The organism is Bacillus siamensis KCTC 13613, from assembly GCF_000262045.1.
GTDB classification, from domain to species: domain Bacteria; phylum Bacillota; class Bacilli; order Bacillales; family Bacillaceae; genus Bacillus; species Bacillus siamensis.
In genome coordinates, this window is the sequence record NZ_AJVF01000039.1 from 37,877 (window position 1) to 55,096 (window position 17,220).

Consider the following 17,220-nt stretch of genomic DNA (forward strand, 5'->3'; position numbering starts at 1 on the left):
TCCCCTCTAATAAAAAAGAGAATTGTTTCTTACTAATAAATAATTTAAAGATAAATGTAAATTGGCAATGGTTCCGATTTTGGAACGGAAACGCATATGCGTTAAGAAAGAGCTTTATACACTTATTGTAACTTTCTAGTTATAGTGACACCAATGACAGTCGAATAGCCGACGCTGACAAGGATGGGCTTGTTTCGTGTTTTACTTTTTCACTGTTCCCTGCGTCTGCCTAATGATTGAAGCAGGCTCAAGAGGTAAATCAGTTTGAAATTATTTTTACATACATCCCTTCCTCAGCTTTTTTCTTAGCATTTTCGTTCATCGTTTTAATTTCTTTTGATAATGCAGAGGAAGCGATAAGTTTGTCATCATAGAATACAGACGGATCAATAATCCTCATTTTATTCTTACGATGCAAATGATAATCAGCCTTATCTTCTTTAACAATGACTCGTCGATGTAAGCGGCTTACAAGATTTTTCACATCTATATCCCCGGAAGAACGCAAGATGTTCATTACTTCTTCATCTGTTCCGAGCAGTGTGCTTATGTTAATGATTTCTTTATCCAAAGCGGTTTTTAAAGTCTTAGCCAAATAATCATAACCGTAAATATTAAGAGGATTCATAAAGAAATCAATAACCTCTTTATAATAAATTCTTACAAACCATTCAGCAGTTTTTATATCTTTTAAGTATATTTTTCCTTCTTTAATTATTAGATGATCTAAGAAATGATCAACTTCCTCCATTGTGATGTTTTCGTACCGATACATATCTCTTAAGGTATAATCGATTCTGTCAGCGCATAACTCAGGAGCTGGCTGTTCGAGCAAATTCCAATTAGAGTTGTCTAATAGAATGTCTTTGTAATTTAATCCATATGTACTGAGAATATGGGGGATTTCTGAATCAGTTATGATATGATGATAAATGTTTTCGTGATAATCCTCATTTTTATTGTTAAACACAAAATCAATAACGTGTGAAAATGCAGTATGAGATACATCGTGAAGTAAACCTGCGATTTGTTCTTCTAAAGAGCCGCCCAATTTTTTTATGAGAAGCATTACGCCTATGGAATGTTCATACCTCGTGACATTCCACTTTTGATTCACAACATAACTTGCTCCTCCTTGGTAAATACCTTTTAGTCTTTGTACTGGATGACTGAAAATAAGCTCTTCAAGAATTCCATCTACAACATAATCGCCATAAATACTATCTGTTATCTTCATTTTCCTTACACCCCTTTTATGCGCCAAGCATGGCAAAGAAGCTGCAACCTATCGCATCATGGATTTTCTTTCTTTTAATATTGATATACTTAACATATCACAATTCTGAAAAATTCAGTTAAGCCTGATTTTATTTGCTTCCAAATAGATAAAACACACCCCGACGACTGTAACTGTTCCGCCTAAAAGAGAAATAAAGGCGGGCGCTTCGCCTATCCAAAACCAGGAAATGAGTAAGGATAAAGCGGGTGTTGCGTAAAGTGAAATGGATGCTTCTGAAGCGCCGACGATTGAAGTGACGTATGCAAGTGCAAAGTATGGGATAACCGTTGGGGCGGCCATTTGTGACAAGCACCGGCTGCGAATACATTCCTTTTAGTTGTGGGTTTCAGGATAAGAAAAAAAGCCTTTATAGAAGGCTTTCGGTAAATAATTCATACAGCCGTTTTGCTGTTATTCGGTTAAACCAACTCTTTTGTCATTAAAACATGCGGGATACCGTCTTCCATAAATTCCGGTGAATCTGTCTGATATCCCAGTTTGTGATAAAAGCCTTCCGCTTGTGTTTGTCCATGCAGTTTACATTGAGTGATGCCTTTTTCTTTTATCATGTTTTCTAATTCGCTTATGATTGCTTTGCCCAACCCGTATTTGCGGTAAGGCTTCAGGATGCAGATTCGTTCGAGCTTGCCTGTATGGTTTACGATGCGGACGCGTCCTGTGCCGGCAGGCTGATTTTCATGATAAACCAAGACATGCCCGCATTGTTCCTGAAGCGTATCAAACTGATCAAACTCATCGGATTCGGGTACTTGCTGTTCCTCAATGAATACTGCTTTTCTAATCTCAAGCGCTGCTTGTAAATCAATTTCCGTCGTTATTCTTTTTATCCTCATCATTAACCAATCCTTTTCACATATTAGTCTGGACTGCACGGCTTGCTTGTGGTCTTATAGAAGTAACGATAAAACAATTATATTGTAAATGCAACAAAAATACGAAGGGTTTGAAAAGATATGACTGATATTTTGCGGGAAATCGGCATGATTGCACGGGCATTGGATTCCATCAGCAATATAGAATTTAAAGAATTAGACTTAACAAAAGGGCAGTATCTCTATCTTGTTCGTATATGTGAAAACCCGGGAATAATACAGGAAAAATTGGCGGAAATGATTAAAGTTGACCGAACAACAGCGGCGAGAGCGATAAAAAAACTGGAAATACAAGGGTTTATTGAAAAGCGTCCTGATGATCAAAATAAAAAAATAAAAAAACTGTTCCCGACCGAAAAAGGAAGAAAGGTTTATCCGTTATTGCAAAGAGAAGGAGAGCACTCTGCGGAAGTAGCCTTGGCCGGCTTTACATCTGAAGAAAAAGAAACCATTTTCAGCCTTCTTCAGCGGGTGAGAAAAAATATAGAACATGATTGGGAATATGTGAAGAAGGGAAACAAAAGGGATTATTAATGGATAATAATTACTTTTACTGTGTGGTTGTGTTTTGAATGATTAAAGCCGTAAATGGATACTTTATCTGTAAAATCACCTTCCTCGGTTCCTGCTTCACAATCGGCTGATCGGCTTATTTTTAACGAAAAGTATCAATTATGGTATATTTAAATAAGACAAAATAATTGAAGCGGGGAATGATATGAATACAATCGAAAAACAAAAACGTAAGAAATTTAAAGCAAAATCAATCGTACGGGCCATCATGGTCATCATCGGCGGTATCATTGCCGCGTATGGGCTGGAAACCGTATTGATTCCGAATAGTGTATCTGACGGAGGGGTGACCGGACTCAGCATTGTCGGTTCACAGCTGTTTCATTTGCCTCTTGGGATCTTAATTGCGGTGATCAATATACCGTTTGTCTGGTTGGGATATAAGCAAATCGGGAAAGGCTTTGCGTTCCTATCCATTATCGGCATTGTCTCACTTGCCGCGGGTACAAGCTTTTTCCATCACACGCCGGCTATCATCGAGGGAGACACCCTGTTAATCACCGTTGTCGGCGGGATTATTCTCGGCTTGGGAATGGGCTTGGCACTGCGTAACGGCGGCGCATTAGACGGAATTGATATGCTGGCCGTGCTGCTGTCACGGAAATTGCCGTTCGGCACGAGCGACCTCATTTTATTTTTAAATATCTTTGTGTTTATTTTTGTTTCTTTTGTATTCGGGCTGCAAGGCGCTTTGCTTTCCGTGATTGCTTACTACATTGCGTCTAAGGTGATTCATGTGGTTGAGGAAGGCTTAAGCGGTTCGAAAACATTTCAGATTATCACCAACGAGCCTGCATTAATGGTCGAAACCATTCGTGAGGAATTAGGCCGAAGCGCTACGTATAAAGAAGCATACGGCGGTTTTTCTCATGAAAAATTCAAAGAAATTACATGTGTCATCAACCGTTTGGAAGAGACCAAACTGAAGGAAATTATTAATGACATTGATAAGCACGCCTTTGTAACGGTATATGATGTGGCTGAAGTAAAAGGCAGTAATTTCAGAAAAGTTCATAATCATTAAAAAGCGAGCTGCCGTTCACCGGCAGCTTTTTTTAAAAAGGAGAAAACACTTGCCAAAAAAGAATAACAGATGTATATTATTGATATATCAAACATTGACTAGTCAATTAATTGCGCAAAAGAAAGTAGGGATGGGTTTTGACAGCATGTTGTTCAGAGGAAGGCGAGATTTTATATCAGCTTCAATCACTGCATAAAGTAATCGGAGCGAAGTTTGAAGCGTGCACCGGAATCAGCCAATCCCGTCTTGAGCTTCTCGCCGTGCTCTTTCACGTCGACGAGATCAGTCAAAGCGATCTTCAGAAAAAGGTGAATATTGATGGGGCGGCTGTTACAAGACACTTGAAACAGCTTGAAACCAAAGAAATGGTCACAAGAAGGCGCAAACCTGAGGACAACCGCATTATACTTGTCCGGCTTACTGAACAGGGACGGGAGAGAATTGAGACTTCCAAAAAAGAGAAGGAGCGTTTCATAAAGGAAATGCTTGCCGGTGTCAGCGCGGAAGAACGCAGTATGTTAAAAAACGTATTGTCGCAGATGCAGAATAATATAGAAAATATGAAAGCATAGGAGTGTATTACACATGAAAACAGAACTGAAAACAAACGACTTTATGGACATTATGAAAGGCCGCCGTTCCATTCGGAATTACGATCCGGCTGTAAAAATCAGCAAAGAAGAAATGACTCAAATCTTGGAAGAAGCAACGACAGCACCGTCTTCAGTTAACGCGCAGCCATGGCGTTTCCTTGTCATTGACAGCCCTGAAGGAAAAGAAAAACTCGCGCCGCTTGCCAGCTTTAACCAAACACAAGTCAGCACATCATCTGCGGTGATCGCGGTTTTCGCAGATATGAACAGTGATGACTATTTAGAAGAAATTTATTCAAAAGCGGTCGAACTGGGTTACATGCCGCAGGAAGTAAAAGACAGACAAATCGCTGCGTTGACGGCACACTTTGAAAAACTTCCGGAGCAAGTGAACCGTGAAACGATTCTGATCGACGGAGGCCTCGTTTCCATGCAGCTGATGCTCACGGCACGCGCGCACGGCTATGACACAAACCCGATCGGCGGCTACGATAAAGAAAAGATCGCCGAGGTTTTCGGAATGGATAAAGAGCGTTATGTACCGGTCATGCTGTTATCAATCGGTAAAGCGGCGGACGAAGGATATGCTTCCTACCGTCTTCCTATCGAAACGATCGCACAATGGAAATAAGGTTGAAGTGAAGCTGAGAGGAGAGAGACAGTGGACATTATTGCAGCTGTTTTCGTCGGAATTGTAGCTTTAGAACATGTATTTATCATGATACTTGAAATGTTTTTTATCAATTCGAAGGCTGCCAAGCGGTCTTTCAAATTGCCGAAGCATTTAGAAAGTGATCGGAATGTGGCGGTCATGTTTGCAAATCAAGGTCTGTATAATGGATTTCTGGCTGCCGGCCTCATTTGGGGGCTGATCCTCGGAGCTGATCCGATTGGCCATATGATTCAATTGTTTTTCGTCATCTGCGTGGTCATCGCCGCTCTTTTCGGCGGCTTTACTTCAAACAAATCAATTATCGTAAAACAAGGACTTCCGGCTGTTTTAGCGCTTATTTTTCTTTTAGCGGCGTAGCAGACGGAGTGAGGGCTTCCTTCTCGGAAGCCCTCTTTTTTTATTCTGTTTTGAAGAACAGGTTCGGCCGCCGATGCTTGCGCGCATCGGCTTTTTTTTCGTCAGGACGGCATTGTTCAGCCGAAATGTTCAATCACATGCTGTTTGAATGTTTCAGCAACAGGAGATAAAAATCTGCCTTCTATCCAGGCGAGGCCGATCACGCGCTGGCATTTTGGCCAGCTGATGCGTATTTTTGAGAGGTTGCTTTGATCCAATCCTTTTAAATCAGGCAGGATGGAAACACCGAGACCGGAGGCCGTGAAGCCGGCCGCAGTTGCCGCCTCTTCACTTTCGAACATAATCTTCGGATGGATATCCGCCTGTTCAAATAGCTGATCAGCCGTCATTCGAAGCGCATACCCCTCTTTCAGCAATATAAAAGGTTCTTCGGCGAGTTCATCCAGGGTGACGGTTTCACGATGCGCCAGCCGATGTCCTTTCGGTACATATAAAAAGAGTTCCTCACTCCATAATTGCACCCATCGAATCGACTTTTCGGGTTTAGTGGATGCGAGAAGGCAGAGATCAAGCTTACCTTCTTTCAGCTGATCGAGCAGCCAATAGGAATGATTTTGTCTTAATGTAATGCTGATTGCGGGGTGTTTTTGCTGAAAGGTCTTGATGACATCCGGAACGATGGCTGTCCCGAGTGTATGTAAAAATCCAAGAGAAACCTCTCCTTGATCCGGCTGCAATAAAGCCTGAATTTCCTCTCGGCCGTCAGTATACTCTTTCATCATGGTCTGAACCCGTTTTAAAAACATTGCTCCGTATTTGTTCAATGTAATCGAACGGCCCTGTCTGTCAAACAGCGGAACGCCTAAGTGGGTTTCCAATCGGGAAATTGAGCGGGAGAGTGCTGGCTGTGAGATGGACAATAGCTTTGCGGCTTTTGTGACATGCTCAGTTTGTGCGAGCGTTTGGAAATATTCAAGCTGTTCCCATTCCATCAATGTCACCTCTTTCATTTTATTACTTATAGGCATTATAGATATATGTATTATGCATTATACATCATAAGGGGCAGGTGCCAGTATGGCAATGGCATGTATATGAAGAGCACATCGTCTTTTAACAAAATAACCTTTCTTTTCTTGAAGGATGATTTAATAATACTTTATTGAGTACAGCCCTTCATGGAAGTATTTACGCGGGAATTCAGCATTTCTCCGGCGGGGGCGCAAACCTATTATGGCATTCTCCATGCTAGCGGCTTCGTTTTATGTGCGGCAGCGGCATTCAGTCCGAATTATCACGTGCTCAGGTTCTGCAATGTCTAAGAGTCCTTCAGGGAATGGCATTGGAAGAAATGACTTCGTTGCTATGACGCTGATTTCTTTATTTCATTGAAGCCCGGAAGCTCTTTAAACAGCATGAGTATTTGCTGATTTGCCTAAAAACAATAATGCCACTGACTAAATGCTTAGGGAATACCTTATACCCAAAAAGGACTTGCACTAATAAAATTCATGCCATTCATCGGTTATTATTTTTTCGAATAATTCTATAATTTGTTTTATCAAATACGTAGAGAGGGTGCTTTAACCATGATAGAATTATTTGAACACTCGGAATTTGATAAATGGGATCAAAGGAGAACATCCAGAAGATTGACTCAAGATTTTGAGGTTGAGGTAAGTGCGGATAAATTATCACAACCGATTGATGTTGATGTTTATTTACAGGGCAACACCACCAGGGAAATGAAAAATATGGATGATTATCCTTATCGTTCTGTTGAAAATTCAATTGAATTTATAAAAGAGGTAAGATCTCATGGGATTTATTCGATAACTCTCCGTCTTGTCGGAAAGCCCTCTGATAACTGCTCGGATATATATGATGTCTTAAAGGACCATGTTGATGCGTTTAAGACAATACGAGCACGTTATCCTAAGGGGACTCTCCATATCACAGTGGATCCATTCAGTATTGGATTAAATGAGGACGGAACATGGGGGATTAAACACAGTTCCGGTCAATTAGATTACCTGCAGACCATTGAATTAATTTCTAATATTACTATGAGTTTCAGTCAAGCAGGAACTGACTCTATTTTAACTTTGGGAAGAATTGAAGGTGAGGTCGAAGTAACAAAAAGAGTATTAGAGAAAGTTGGTGCAGACACCACAATCACCTCGTTTTCACAAAATACAGAAACAAAAAATGCTTATATGTATTTAGAAAACACACCAGCACGCTTGGACACAGGTCAAAAAATTTTAGTTGGAAACATCACAGAGATGAACTTACATACGCTTATTGATATTTATGAAGGGACAGATACAGTTATTATAAAACCTATCGAGAATTTCCATTTAATCACATTTACCTCTTTGTTTTTGAAAGATAAATATAAAATCATAGATTTTCTAACCGCTGAAAAAGTAAAAAAAGCACTAAGCAGTCATCCTTCTATGAGAGAGAAAGTTTTAGACATTCTTTTTAATATTGATGATTTTTTTGCAAAGTGCAAGAAAGTCAAAATAGGTGGTTACACTGTTTCAGGTACCTATTATTTACAAAAAAACTTTGAAAATGAGAAAGGAAAGTATTTTTCATTTGGCGTTATTGATGAATTGTTAAAAAATGCTGTTTCTGCTTCAGACTCTAGTATTTCTAAAATTATTGATAGAAATGCATTATGGTATATAAAACAAAAAGGGAAACTGCTTACAGAATCGAAATAAATGATATTAAATTAAATGTATGATAAAAAGAATAACCTTGAGCACCTTGCGCTATGAGCCAGGGTGTTTCATTTCTTTCATACTAAGGAAAGGTGTAAATCTATGAGCAAAATCGAAGTGAATACTCCGCCAAAACTAAATCACCCGTTTCTCGCCGGAATGTTGTTTATGATTGTTGGTACGCTATGTTTTGCCTCAAAGTCGATCTTTATTAAGTGGGCTTACTCATTCGGAGCCACTCCGGAGTCAACGCTATTTTTCAGGCAAGTGATTGCAACCCCTCTTTTTTGCATCATTTTTCTTATATATCGTGCAAAATTATCTGAAAAACCGGCAAAGGCTGATATAGTCAGAGCAGGAATCACGGGTCTGCTCGTTTTTTTTCTATCTCCGCTGTTGGACTTTATCGGGCTGCATTATGTTTCAGCTATTGTAGAAAGGATGCTCGTTATGAGTTATCCGATTTTTGTCATGATTATCTCGTTTTTTGGAAAAATGGAGAAAATCACCGCTGCAGACATCATTTCTGTCGTTGTGGTCAGCATAGGAATCTTTTTTTCCATTGGCGGCTGGAATCTGCACGAATTGAGTGCGAATATATTTGGCGCTTTTCTCGTTCTTCTGTCGTCCGCGGTTTACGGACTTTATTTGGTCCTGTCCGGTCAGCTTGTTCGCAAAGTAGGCAGTATCCGTATGAATGCATATGGGATGTCCTTAGCAAGCATTGCCATGGTGCTTTTTTTAATCATCAGAAAGGGTTTTGGCTATCAGACAGAGTTATGGTCGTTTCAGCCACCCGTATATTTCCTTTTTTTAATCATTGCTGTATTTACAACAGTCGTTCCTTTTTTATTTATGCTGGAAGGTATCAAACGGATTGGGGCAGTAAGAGGGTCTTTGATTTCAATGATGGGCCCGATCATCACAATCATCTTTGGCGCCTTTTTCCTGGGTGAGCGCTTAACAGGGATACAGTGGATAGGTTGTTTCATTGTCCTAAGCATGATTACTTTTTCGGAAGGCAGGAAGATCAAATTAAAAATGAAAACCTGACATGTGAAAGCCTCCCATTTAGGGAGGCTTTCACTGTATTTATTTCATATAATGAATAATGTTTTTAATAATTGTTAAGCCAACCTGATGCTGCGCTGACATGATCGATTCGGGATGAAATTGAATAGCTGCGATAGGAAGATTCCTATGTTCAACTGCCATCACAATGCCCTCATCTGAGATCGCTGTAACCCGAAGGTCTTCAGATACGGACTGTGCAAAAATGGAATGATAAAGGCCTGCCTCAAATTGGTAAGGCACATCTTCGAATAATTTGGAGTTTCCGGTCAGATGTACCAGATGCTTCCTACCGTGTCTCGGTTCATCTAAAATACCAAGTGATCCCCCAAAGTATTCAACAATCGCTTGAAGTCCTAAACAGACACCGATAATTGGGATTTGTTTGCTTATACATAAATAAATGGTTTCATTCATCATAAATTCTGAGGGAAGCCCTGGACCAGGGGAGAGAAAGACTAAATCAAAGTTTTCTTCTTTTAAGATTTTACGAGCATAGCTGTGTCGCATCGTGACCACATCAGCTCCGAACTGCCTTAAATAATTCGCCAGTGTATGAACAAATGAATCCTCATGATCAACCAGAAGAATACTTTTAGAGGAAAGGACTTTGTTTTCCTGACACTTTTCTTCTCCAGCTCTCCTCATAACTCCTCTAATCGCACTCTTGAGAGCCTGTGCTTTTAATTGAGTTTCTTTTTCCTCTTCATCTGGAATAGAATCGTATAATAAAGTGGCACCCACTCTGATTTCCGCCTGATTTTCCTGCATATATATTGTTCTAAGTGTAAGACCGGTATTAATATCGCCATTAAAAGAAATATGTCCGACTGCCCCCCCATACCATTTTCGGGGTGTCTCCTCATGTTGTTCAATCCATTTAACAGCTGACCTTTTAGGAGCTCCTGTAATTGTTACCGCCCACATATGCGTAATAAAGGCATCCAGAGAATCAAAATCCGGTTTTAACTGCCCTTCTATATGATCCACTGTATGAATCAAATGTGAATAGATTTCAGGCTGTCTTCTGCCAATCACCTTGACCGTCCCAGGAACACAAATTCTCGATTTGTCATTCCGGTCAACATCAGTACACATCGTTAGCTCAGATTCATCTTTGTTCGAATTCAACAGCTTAAGGATTTGCTCTGCATCTTCTAACGCATTCTCGCCACGCTTTATTGTACCTGAAATCGGGCAGGTTTCTACCCTTCTTCCTTCTACTCGGACATACATTTCGGGGGATGATCCGACTAAGTATTCCCCGCCTAAATTAATGATGAATCCATAAGGGCTCGGATTCAAATGTTGCAGCCTAAGAAATACATCTGACGGATTATCAGTATACTTTTCATAAAAGCAGTGCGTCGGAACAACTTCGAATAAATCACCCTTTATAAAAGATTGTGCGGCAGTGCGGACCAAATCCGCATATTTTCCTTTCACATACGCTTTCGGCTGGATTTTTACAGCGGGATGTTCATCTTGAAAATATAAATGATCACGTACCAGCGAATTTGTATCATATGATTTATATGAAAATTCATATTGCAGTTGATATGCTGTTGACAGTCTGTGATCGACTATTAAAATTTCGTCAGGTATATAGAGCAGCAGATCGTTTTGATTTTCATTTCGTTTATGTTTTAATTCTGTAGGTTCAAATTGAAAAATCAGATCATAGCCAAACGCTCCATAAAACCCGAGGAATGAATCCTCCGGGGAAAAAAACAAACTCATTATATATTTTATTAAAGTAAAAATGGATGGCTGTTTACTTCTGTTTTCCTCAGAAAAAATTCCTTGTGGACTAATAATTTTTCCCTTCAATTCGGTATTTTTTTCTACAGAGATGTCATAGATTTCTTCAAAATCTGAAAGATGATCGTTTATATATTGTAAGAGCAATTTCCCTCGGTTATTTAAGGCGCGTATTTTAAATGAATCCTTGAACGACCGCAACTCAATTGGCGGATTAACAAACCCCATGTCCCAGCGTGAATAGCGGCCCGGATACTCATAACCGCTTGAAAATAAAGCGCCTTTTTGTGTGTCAACACCTTTTACAATTGTATCAACATGTTCGGCTGCTGTTGCACAATTAAGCAATTTCTGAGTCCGAGTGATGACTAAACCATTTTTTGTGTAATATTGCTTACTTCCATTCTTCAATAACGGGAAGTCTTTAAGAATACTCATGTATGGTTCCTCCTTAATTTACAGGAGAAAACTGAGTTAAACAGTATAAGATTTTTCTACTTTCCTCAGCTATCCTGTCTCAACTAATCTAAACTTTGCTAATCTGTATCTTATTTTATATAACATGATTGAATATTGCAAATTGACTAAAATTAGTGTTTTTGTAATATTGACTCGGAATATACCGTTATTCTATATTTAACCAAAGAATAAATTACCAGTCGAAAAAAAGAGTTTAGAATGAGAATTAGAGGAGCTTAGTTAAGGAGAGAAAGTAAATGGAGATAAATCTTTTGTTAGTCGACGTCTATCCTTTGTTTGGTTATGGAATGAAATCAATGCTTGAAACCAAAAATGATATGGAATCAGTGAATACCCTTTATGTAAAAAGTAAGGAATATTCAATAATAGATGAGTTCCATTTTGAAATTATTGTAATTAATATAGAGCATCATAATATTAGAGAATGTATTGCTTTTTTAAAACAGCTTCAAAGCACAAGATATCGTTTAACGTCCAAAATTGTTGTAATAATAAAAAAGGGGTTGTTCCCAACCTATTTTGATGAATTGATAAACCTTGACGTCAAAGGCTTTATGACTGCCGCTTCGGATGCAGATGGCATAGCCGAGATGTTTTATTTAATTCAAAATGATCAAATAGTAATCAGCAAAGAACTATCAAAACATATGAATAAAAACAGCAACAAAAATTTAACAACTAAAGAAATACAGATAATAAAATTAATCTATAATGAAAAAACAAATAAAGAAATTTCTCATATTCTTAACTATTCGATAAGTACGGTAGAATATTATATGACTATGATTTTTAATAAACTCTCTGTTAAATCAAGAGTTGGCGCAATTAGAGAGGCGAACAAACTGGGGATATTAGCCAACAAATAATATTCAATATTCCTCATTAAGCACACAGTACAAAACAAGAGCCGATGCGCGCAAGCATCGGCTCTTGTTTTGTACGGAATCGAGGCGTTATTTAATCTTTCATCGCCTTCAAAATATCACGATAAGTGCCGATTTCTTTTTCGTTAACGAAATAACATTTCGATGTCGGCCAGCTGTTTTTCCAGCTTGCTGACGTGTTTCGTTAAGATCTCTACCTTCGTTTTGAGCCAAAGCAAAGTCTCTGGTGTGAATAAAATTCAGTCATCTCTTCAATAGAGAGCCCCGTCTTTTTTTAGCTTTGTAAAAAGGATTGGGTGTCGATGTCTTTTTGAAAGTAAATGCGTACACCGCTTTCTTTTCTTTGCGGCGGGGGCAGCAAGCCGATTTTTAATAACGAAGGATATCGTTATCAGCTTTTTCCAGTCTTTTTTAGCCGGAAGCCAATCTTTCTTACGTATGAATTGTATAAGGAACAAAGGCAGATCTCCTGTAAAAAGCCGCAGGGCTGTAAAGAAAAACGGTGAAATATAACCGAGTCCGATTTTGGTGGGCACCCACAAATACCCCGCACGAACGTAACGATGATAATCGCATTGATGATTTTAAACATATGTTACTCAATCCTTTTTTATTTTTTTACTGAAAGTTTCCTTTCTGCTTATAAAGACTAATAGATGGAGTGAACTCTGTTTTTTAAGAGAGCTGATCGGCAAATATGGTATGATTTACATAATCAGGGAGTGAAGCTTTTGGAGAAGATAATATGAAGAGGGCGTATTACTCTATTTTATACAGCCAGACCGCTATCAATTTAGGATTCTCACTTTATACAATGGCTGTTATCTTGTTTTTGTTTACAAAAACCGGTTCGACGGCGGCGGCCTCTCTCATGACGTTCGTCAGCATTGTATGTCGCGTATTGGGAAGCGCCGTTTTGCCGCTGGTCACCGGCCGGTTTACGCTTCGGTCTTTGTTGATCGGTTCTCAATTGATGCAGGTGACACTGTTAGTCTGTTTGTTTTATGTTATCCAAACCGGTTCATCGGCTTTCTTTTTTCTGCTGCTTTGTCTGATCGGAGGGATTTCTTTTTGCAACGGCTGGTTCGCTCCGATAAAAAGCGCACTGATTGGAGAAATCATTCCTCCTGATCAAAGGGCGAAGGCGAACGGCTTATTATCTGCGGCGGATCAGACCGTTCAGTTTGCCGGATGGTCTCTGGGCGGCGTCATCATCGCATTTTTGGGAGAAAGCTATACAATAATCATCACTGTAATGTTACTGGTTTCTTCGGTTTTGGGCATCATTCTGTTTCTTCAAGTACGCATCTGTGCGACGGCAGCAGTCAGGGAACGTTCACTTTTTGCAGATGCGGCAAGCGGCTGGGTGTATTTATTTCAGCAAAAACAGCTGCGGGCCCTGATAGTGATGGATGTGGTCGAATCGTGGGCAGGCATGATATGGATCGGATCTGTGTCCTTAACTTATGTGCATGACGTCCTTCAAAAAGGAGAAGCGTGGTGGGGATATGTGAACGGAGCCTATTATGCAGGGACGATGATCGGCGGCTTGATCATCTATAGGTTATCCGGTAAGTTTCAGCGAAGCCTCATTCCGCTTATGCTGACGGGAGCCTTGGCGTATGGAATGCTCACTTTTATTTATGGATTGACCAGCAGTGCCGTTCTGGCCCTTTTTCTGGTGCTGTGTATGGGGCCGGCTTGCGTATTAAGAGATCTGACGCAGGAAACCTTTCTTCAAAACATCACGACTGAACAGACACGGGTCAATATATTAGCGGCGAGATCAGCATTCATTCAATTGATCTTTATGTTTTCCATTATTGGTACGGGGATGATCTCGGATGTATTCGGCGTGCGGTTTATTTATATAAGCGCGGGGATTCTTTTATTATTTTCAGCCTTTATCGGGTTTTCTCAGCTGCAAATGAAGAAAACGGTACAGAGCCGCATGTAGCGTGGTATAATCGGGAACGTACGTTCTGTATCGAGAGAGGAGAGGGTTTTGTGGGACATCTGGCACTGCAATTGTATGATTATCATCTTTGGGCAAATCAGCAAATATTCACCCGGCTTAAAGAGCTTCCGGAGGATGTGTACCGTAAAGAGATTCAAAGTGTCTTTCCGTCGATAGCCGGTGTATTGACCCATGTGTATCTGTCGGATAAGGGGTGGTTTGATATGTTCTCCGGAGAGCGTCTGGAGGATACGCTGAAATCAGCTGAACAGCAAAAAGAGGACATCTTGTCTAAAGAGATAGAAGAGCTGGAAGATCTATTTTTGGAATTATCAGACCGATATCAACTATTTTTGCAAAAGGAGGAAAATATCAATCTCTCCCTTGAAATAGAACATCCGTCAGGTGACATCATGAAAACCACGGCGGCCGATATGATTCTCCATGTTGTGAACCACGGAACGTATCATCGCGGGAATATAACAGCCATGCTCAGACAGATGGGGTATGCTTCTGTGCCGACGGATTACGGTATTTATTTATATATAAACAAAAAGTAAACAAGACAGCCAAGTCGGCTGCCTTGTTATATCCGTAAAAAGCCAGATCATATGATTTGGCTTTTTCGTTTGCTAAGACATGTTCTGCAGACGTTCTAAACTGTTTTTCCAATTCGCTTCAAGCGCTGCAAGGGCAGCGGCGTCGTCCTGCTGTTCTAATGCGTGAATGATAGCAGCGTGTTCATTGTAAGATCTGGTCAATGCATCATCTTCGCTGAAATAGCGGATCTCCATTCTCTGGATTTTTACCTTAAGCCCCACAAGCAATTTGCAGAGTTCGGCATTGTCTGTAAGCAGAATGATGCGATGGTGAAATGCATTATCCGCTTCCAGAATGGCCATTTTATCGCCGGCCTTCACCGTTTGAAGCAGCTCTTCATTAAGCTGTTTCAATTCCTGAATCACTGCAGCGTCCATATGCGGGAGGGCTTGCTGCAGTGCGAGTTTTTCAAGCGTCCAGACAATGGAATACAAGTTTTCCGCTTCTTTTAACTCAATCGGAGCGACAAGCGTCCATCTGTTTGCCTTTGTCATGACCAAGCCGTCATCTTCTAAGCGCAATAAGGCTTCCCGTATCGGAGTGCGGCTGATTCCCAATGTTTCCGACAGTTCCTTGTCCTTTAACTTTGTTTCAGGTTTGAGCCTGCCCGTTATGATCCAGTTTCTGAGCGTGTGATACACTTCGTCCCGCATGATGGTTCTTTTCAGCACAGGTTCTTTGTTTTGATTATCCAATGGAACACCTCATGAATCGTAGTATACATACAAGCATTTTAACACAGTCTGAACGCCGGTTAGAAATGAAGAGTGATCTAAGGATGAATGGAACCGAGATGCTTTATCTCAATATGCTGAAAGTCAGCGGAACCGCCTTCAGAATAGAGCGTGATTCCCTGATCTTCGGGTTTTGGAAACACTTCATTTGTGAGAACGGTTTTTCCGTCATCTGCAAATACTTCAATACTCGTTTTATCCACGAGAATTTTCAGATGAACGCGCCCTTTATTTCCGTCAAATGGCGCTTTGCTTTCAGTATATGTCCCGGTTTTATCAGGCTGATCTGTAAATGATCTGTTCACATAGGCACAGCCGTCTTCAGCTGAAATACCGACATCAATATGCCGCTTTTGGTCTGCTGATTCTCTGAGTCTGACGCCTGCATTTTTGATATCGGACCAAGAGATATCCATGTCAAGCTGATACGTATCACCCTTGATCGGCAGTGTTTCAGAACCGTTCACCTGTTTGTCTTCAGTGCCGTCCGTTGAAGAGGTTAATTGGTTCAATGCTTCAACCGGCTCTGACATCAGGCTGTAGGTGCCGCCATCCTGCTGCTGAAGGCGGATTTCACGAACGATAGAATCCGTGCCGTTAAAGCCGTTCTTTAGTGTCGGAGTTTCATTGGGATAATCCCAATTGTTCATCCATGCCAGTGCATAGCGTTTTGTCAGCGGATCTTTGCTATTGCCGTCCTCAAATGTGACGCCGCCGTACCAGTCAAACCCGTAATCGAGCCATTGCGGTTCCGCTTGATCGGCAGTAAATTCTTTTCCGTCAAAGTTTCCGGTCCAATAAGCGTACGTATTCGGTTTGCCCTGAGGTTTGCCGTTTGCGCTTGCGCCGAGAATCCACTTGGCCGTGCCGTCATCTGCACGCATCATATAAAGGTCAGGGCATTCGATGAGGCCGATCTGCTGGGTAATAAAACCGCCCGTGTAATGCCAATTCTTTAAATCGGATGATTCATAAAAGCCGATTTTTTCGCCCTCGGCCATGGCCATCACCCATTTATTATCCTGTTCATCCCAGATTACCTTCGGATCCCGGAAATCTTTAGTGCCCGGGTTTTTCATGACGGGCTGATCACTATAGGATGTAAATGTTTTTCCTTTATCCGTGCTGTACCATAAATATTGTTCCTGTGCTTCGGTTTTGGCCGTCGGCTGCGTTGTAATGGCGACGAGTGCGTTTTTGCCGAAGCCTGCCGTGTTGTGTTTATCAATGACGACAGAACCGGTCCATATATCACCGTTTGGGTTGGTGTATTTCGGAATAGCCGTGCCTTCGTCCGTCCAGTGCACCAAGTCCTCTGATACGGCGTGCCGCCATTCTGTGCCGTTGCCGTTCGGATAATCCCGATTATAAAGATAATAGTAATGATATTTCCCATCGAAAAAAATGGGTTTTTGAGGGTCGTTTTTCCATTTGTCCGGGGTTGTAAAATGATATGCCGCCCGGTAATCGGGTTCATTCTTCGTGTTTGTTTTAGAGGAATTGTTGCTTTTGTCCGGCAGTAAGCCGACAAACAGGAACGCACCCAGAATGAGCAATATTGCAATGGGCCATTTTCGTGCCATGATTGAATTCACCATCTTGTTTAGAA

Annotated in this window: 17 protein-coding genes and 1 pseudogene; 11 read left to right on the top strand and 7 right to left on the bottom strand. The window is 40.8% G+C overall.

The window, feature by feature from the left end; genetic code table 11:
* Window positions 1–259: 259 nt before the first annotated feature.
* From Y79_RS0108790 to Y79_RS0108800, 3 genes and pseudogenes are all read right to left on the bottom strand, one after another.
* The gene (locus Y79_RS0108790) at window positions 260–1,237 is read right to left on the bottom strand and encodes an HD domain-containing protein (RefSeq protein ID WP_029575277.1); all 978 of its coding nucleotides are present in this window, start codon (window positions 1,235–1,237) and stop codon (window positions 260–262) included.
* 114 nt (window positions 1,238–1,351) lie between these two features.
* Window positions 1,352–1,570 (bottom strand): annotated as a pseudogene (locus tag Y79_RS0108795) (EamA family transporter); the annotation flags it as partial.
* A 128-nt stretch (window positions 1,571–1,698) separates the two neighbouring features.
* Window positions 1,699–2,133, bottom strand: a complete 435-nt coding sequence (locus Y79_RS0108800; RefSeq protein WP_016937336.1) for a GNAT family N-acetyltransferase — start codon at window positions 2,131–2,133, stop codon at window positions 1,699–1,701.
* Window positions 2,134–2,253: 120 nt separating this feature from the next.
* On the opposite strand from Y79_RS0108800, the gene Y79_RS0108805 reads away from it, so the two are divergent.
* The 5 genes from Y79_RS0108805 (at window position 2,254) to Y79_RS0108825 (ending at window position 5,392) form a co-directional block, all read left to right on the top strand.
* Window positions 2,254–2,706, top strand: a complete 453-nt coding sequence (locus Y79_RS0108805) for a MarR family winged helix-turn-helix transcriptional regulator (protein ID WP_016937337.1) — start codon at window positions 2,254–2,256, stop codon at window positions 2,704–2,706.
* A 184-nt stretch (window positions 2,707–2,890) separates the two neighbouring features.
* Window positions 2,891–3,769, top strand: coding sequence for a YitT family protein (locus Y79_RS0108810; RefSeq protein WP_016937338.1), 879 nt, complete (start codon window positions 2,891–2,893; stop codon window positions 3,767–3,769).
* 137 nt (window positions 3,770–3,906) lie between these two features.
* A complete protein-coding gene (locus Y79_RS0108815) occupies window positions 3,907–4,341 on the top strand; it encodes a MarR family winged helix-turn-helix transcriptional regulator (RefSeq protein WP_016937339.1) in 435 nt (144 codons plus the stop codon).
* 13 nt (window positions 4,342–4,354) lie between these two features.
* On the top strand, window positions 4,355–4,993 hold the full coding sequence (locus Y79_RS0108820; RefSeq protein ID WP_004393039.1) for a nitroreductase family protein: 639 nt from the start codon (window positions 4,355–4,357) through the stop codon (window positions 4,991–4,993).
* 30 nt (window positions 4,994–5,023) lie between these two features.
* Window positions 5,024–5,392: a DUF1304 domain-containing protein gene (locus Y79_RS0108825; RefSeq protein ID WP_016937340.1), complete on the top strand. Its 369-nt coding sequence runs from the start codon at window positions 5,024–5,026 to the stop codon at window positions 5,390–5,392.
* A gap of 116 nt (window positions 5,393–5,508) precedes the next feature.
* Here the strand turns inward: Y79_RS0108825 and Y79_RS0108830 are convergent, their stop codons facing one another.
* Complete coding sequence (locus tag Y79_RS0108830) at window positions 5,509–6,384, bottom strand: LysR family transcriptional regulator (RefSeq protein ID WP_016937341.1); 876 nt, start codon at window positions 6,382–6,384, stop codon at window positions 5,509–5,511.
* 186 nt (window positions 6,385–6,570) lie between these two features.
* On the opposite strand from Y79_RS0108830, the gene Y79_RS1000000121235 reads away from it, so the two are divergent.
* The 3 genes from Y79_RS1000000121235 to Y79_RS0108840 all read left to right on the top strand — a co-directional run bounded on the left by Y79_RS1000000121235 (window position 6,571) and on the right by Y79_RS0108840 (window position 9,177).
* Window positions 6,571–6,714 carry a hypothetical protein gene (locus Y79_RS1000000121235; protein WP_155816732.1) on the top strand — a complete coding sequence of 48 codons (144 nt, stop codon included), beginning with the start codon at window positions 6,571–6,573 and terminating at the stop codon, window positions 6,712–6,714.
* 267 nt (window positions 6,715–6,981) lie between these two features.
* Window positions 6,982–8,124 carry a hypothetical protein gene (locus tag Y79_RS0108835; RefSeq protein WP_016937342.1) on the top strand — a complete coding sequence of 381 codons (1,143 nt, stop codon included), beginning with the start codon at window positions 6,982–6,984 and terminating at the stop codon, window positions 8,122–8,124.
* A 102-nt stretch (window positions 8,125–8,226) separates the two neighbouring features.
* Window positions 8,227–9,177, top strand: a complete 951-nt coding sequence (locus Y79_RS0108840) for a DMT family transporter (protein ID WP_016937343.1) — start codon at window positions 8,227–8,229, stop codon at window positions 9,175–9,177.
* 39 nt (window positions 9,178–9,216) lie between these two features.
* On the opposite strand, the gene Y79_RS0108845 is transcribed toward Y79_RS0108840, so the two are convergent.
* Complete coding sequence (locus tag Y79_RS0108845; RefSeq protein ID WP_016937344.1) at window positions 9,217–11,394, bottom strand: anthranilate synthase component I; 2,178 nt, start codon at window positions 11,392–11,394, stop codon at window positions 9,217–9,219.
* A 278-nt stretch (window positions 11,395–11,672) separates the two neighbouring features.
* On the opposite strand from Y79_RS0108845, the gene Y79_RS0108850 reads away from it, so the two are divergent.
* From Y79_RS0108850 to Y79_RS0108870, 3 genes are all read left to right on the top strand, one after another.
* Window positions 11,673–12,302: a response regulator transcription factor gene (locus tag Y79_RS0108850; protein WP_016937345.1), complete on the top strand. Its 630-nt coding sequence runs from the start codon at window positions 11,673–11,675 to the stop codon at window positions 12,300–12,302.
* Between the two features lie 763 nt (window positions 12,303–13,065).
* Window positions 13,066–14,277, top strand: coding sequence for an MFS transporter (locus tag Y79_RS0108865; protein ID WP_016937348.1), 1,212 nt, complete (start codon window positions 13,066–13,068; stop codon window positions 14,275–14,277).
* Window positions 14,278–14,327: 50 nt separating this feature from the next.
* Window positions 14,328–14,837: a DinB family protein gene (locus Y79_RS0108870; protein WP_016937349.1), complete on the top strand. Its 510-nt coding sequence runs from the start codon at window positions 14,328–14,330 to the stop codon at window positions 14,835–14,837.
* 72 nt (window positions 14,838–14,909) lie between these two features.
* Here the strand turns inward: Y79_RS0108870 and Y79_RS0108875 are convergent, their stop codons facing one another.
* Window positions 14,910–15,572 (bottom strand): GntR family transcriptional regulator, encoded by a 663-nt coding sequence (locus tag Y79_RS0108875; protein WP_016937350.1) that lies wholly within the window; start codon window positions 15,570–15,572, stop codon window positions 14,910–14,912.
* A 77-nt stretch (window positions 15,573–15,649) separates the two neighbouring features.
* Window positions 15,650–17,206 (bottom strand): glycoside hydrolase family 32 protein, encoded by a 1,557-nt coding sequence (locus Y79_RS0108880; RefSeq protein WP_420535157.1) that lies wholly within the window; start codon window positions 17,204–17,206, stop codon window positions 15,650–15,652.
* Between the last annotated feature and the right edge of the window lie 14 nt (window positions 17,207–17,220).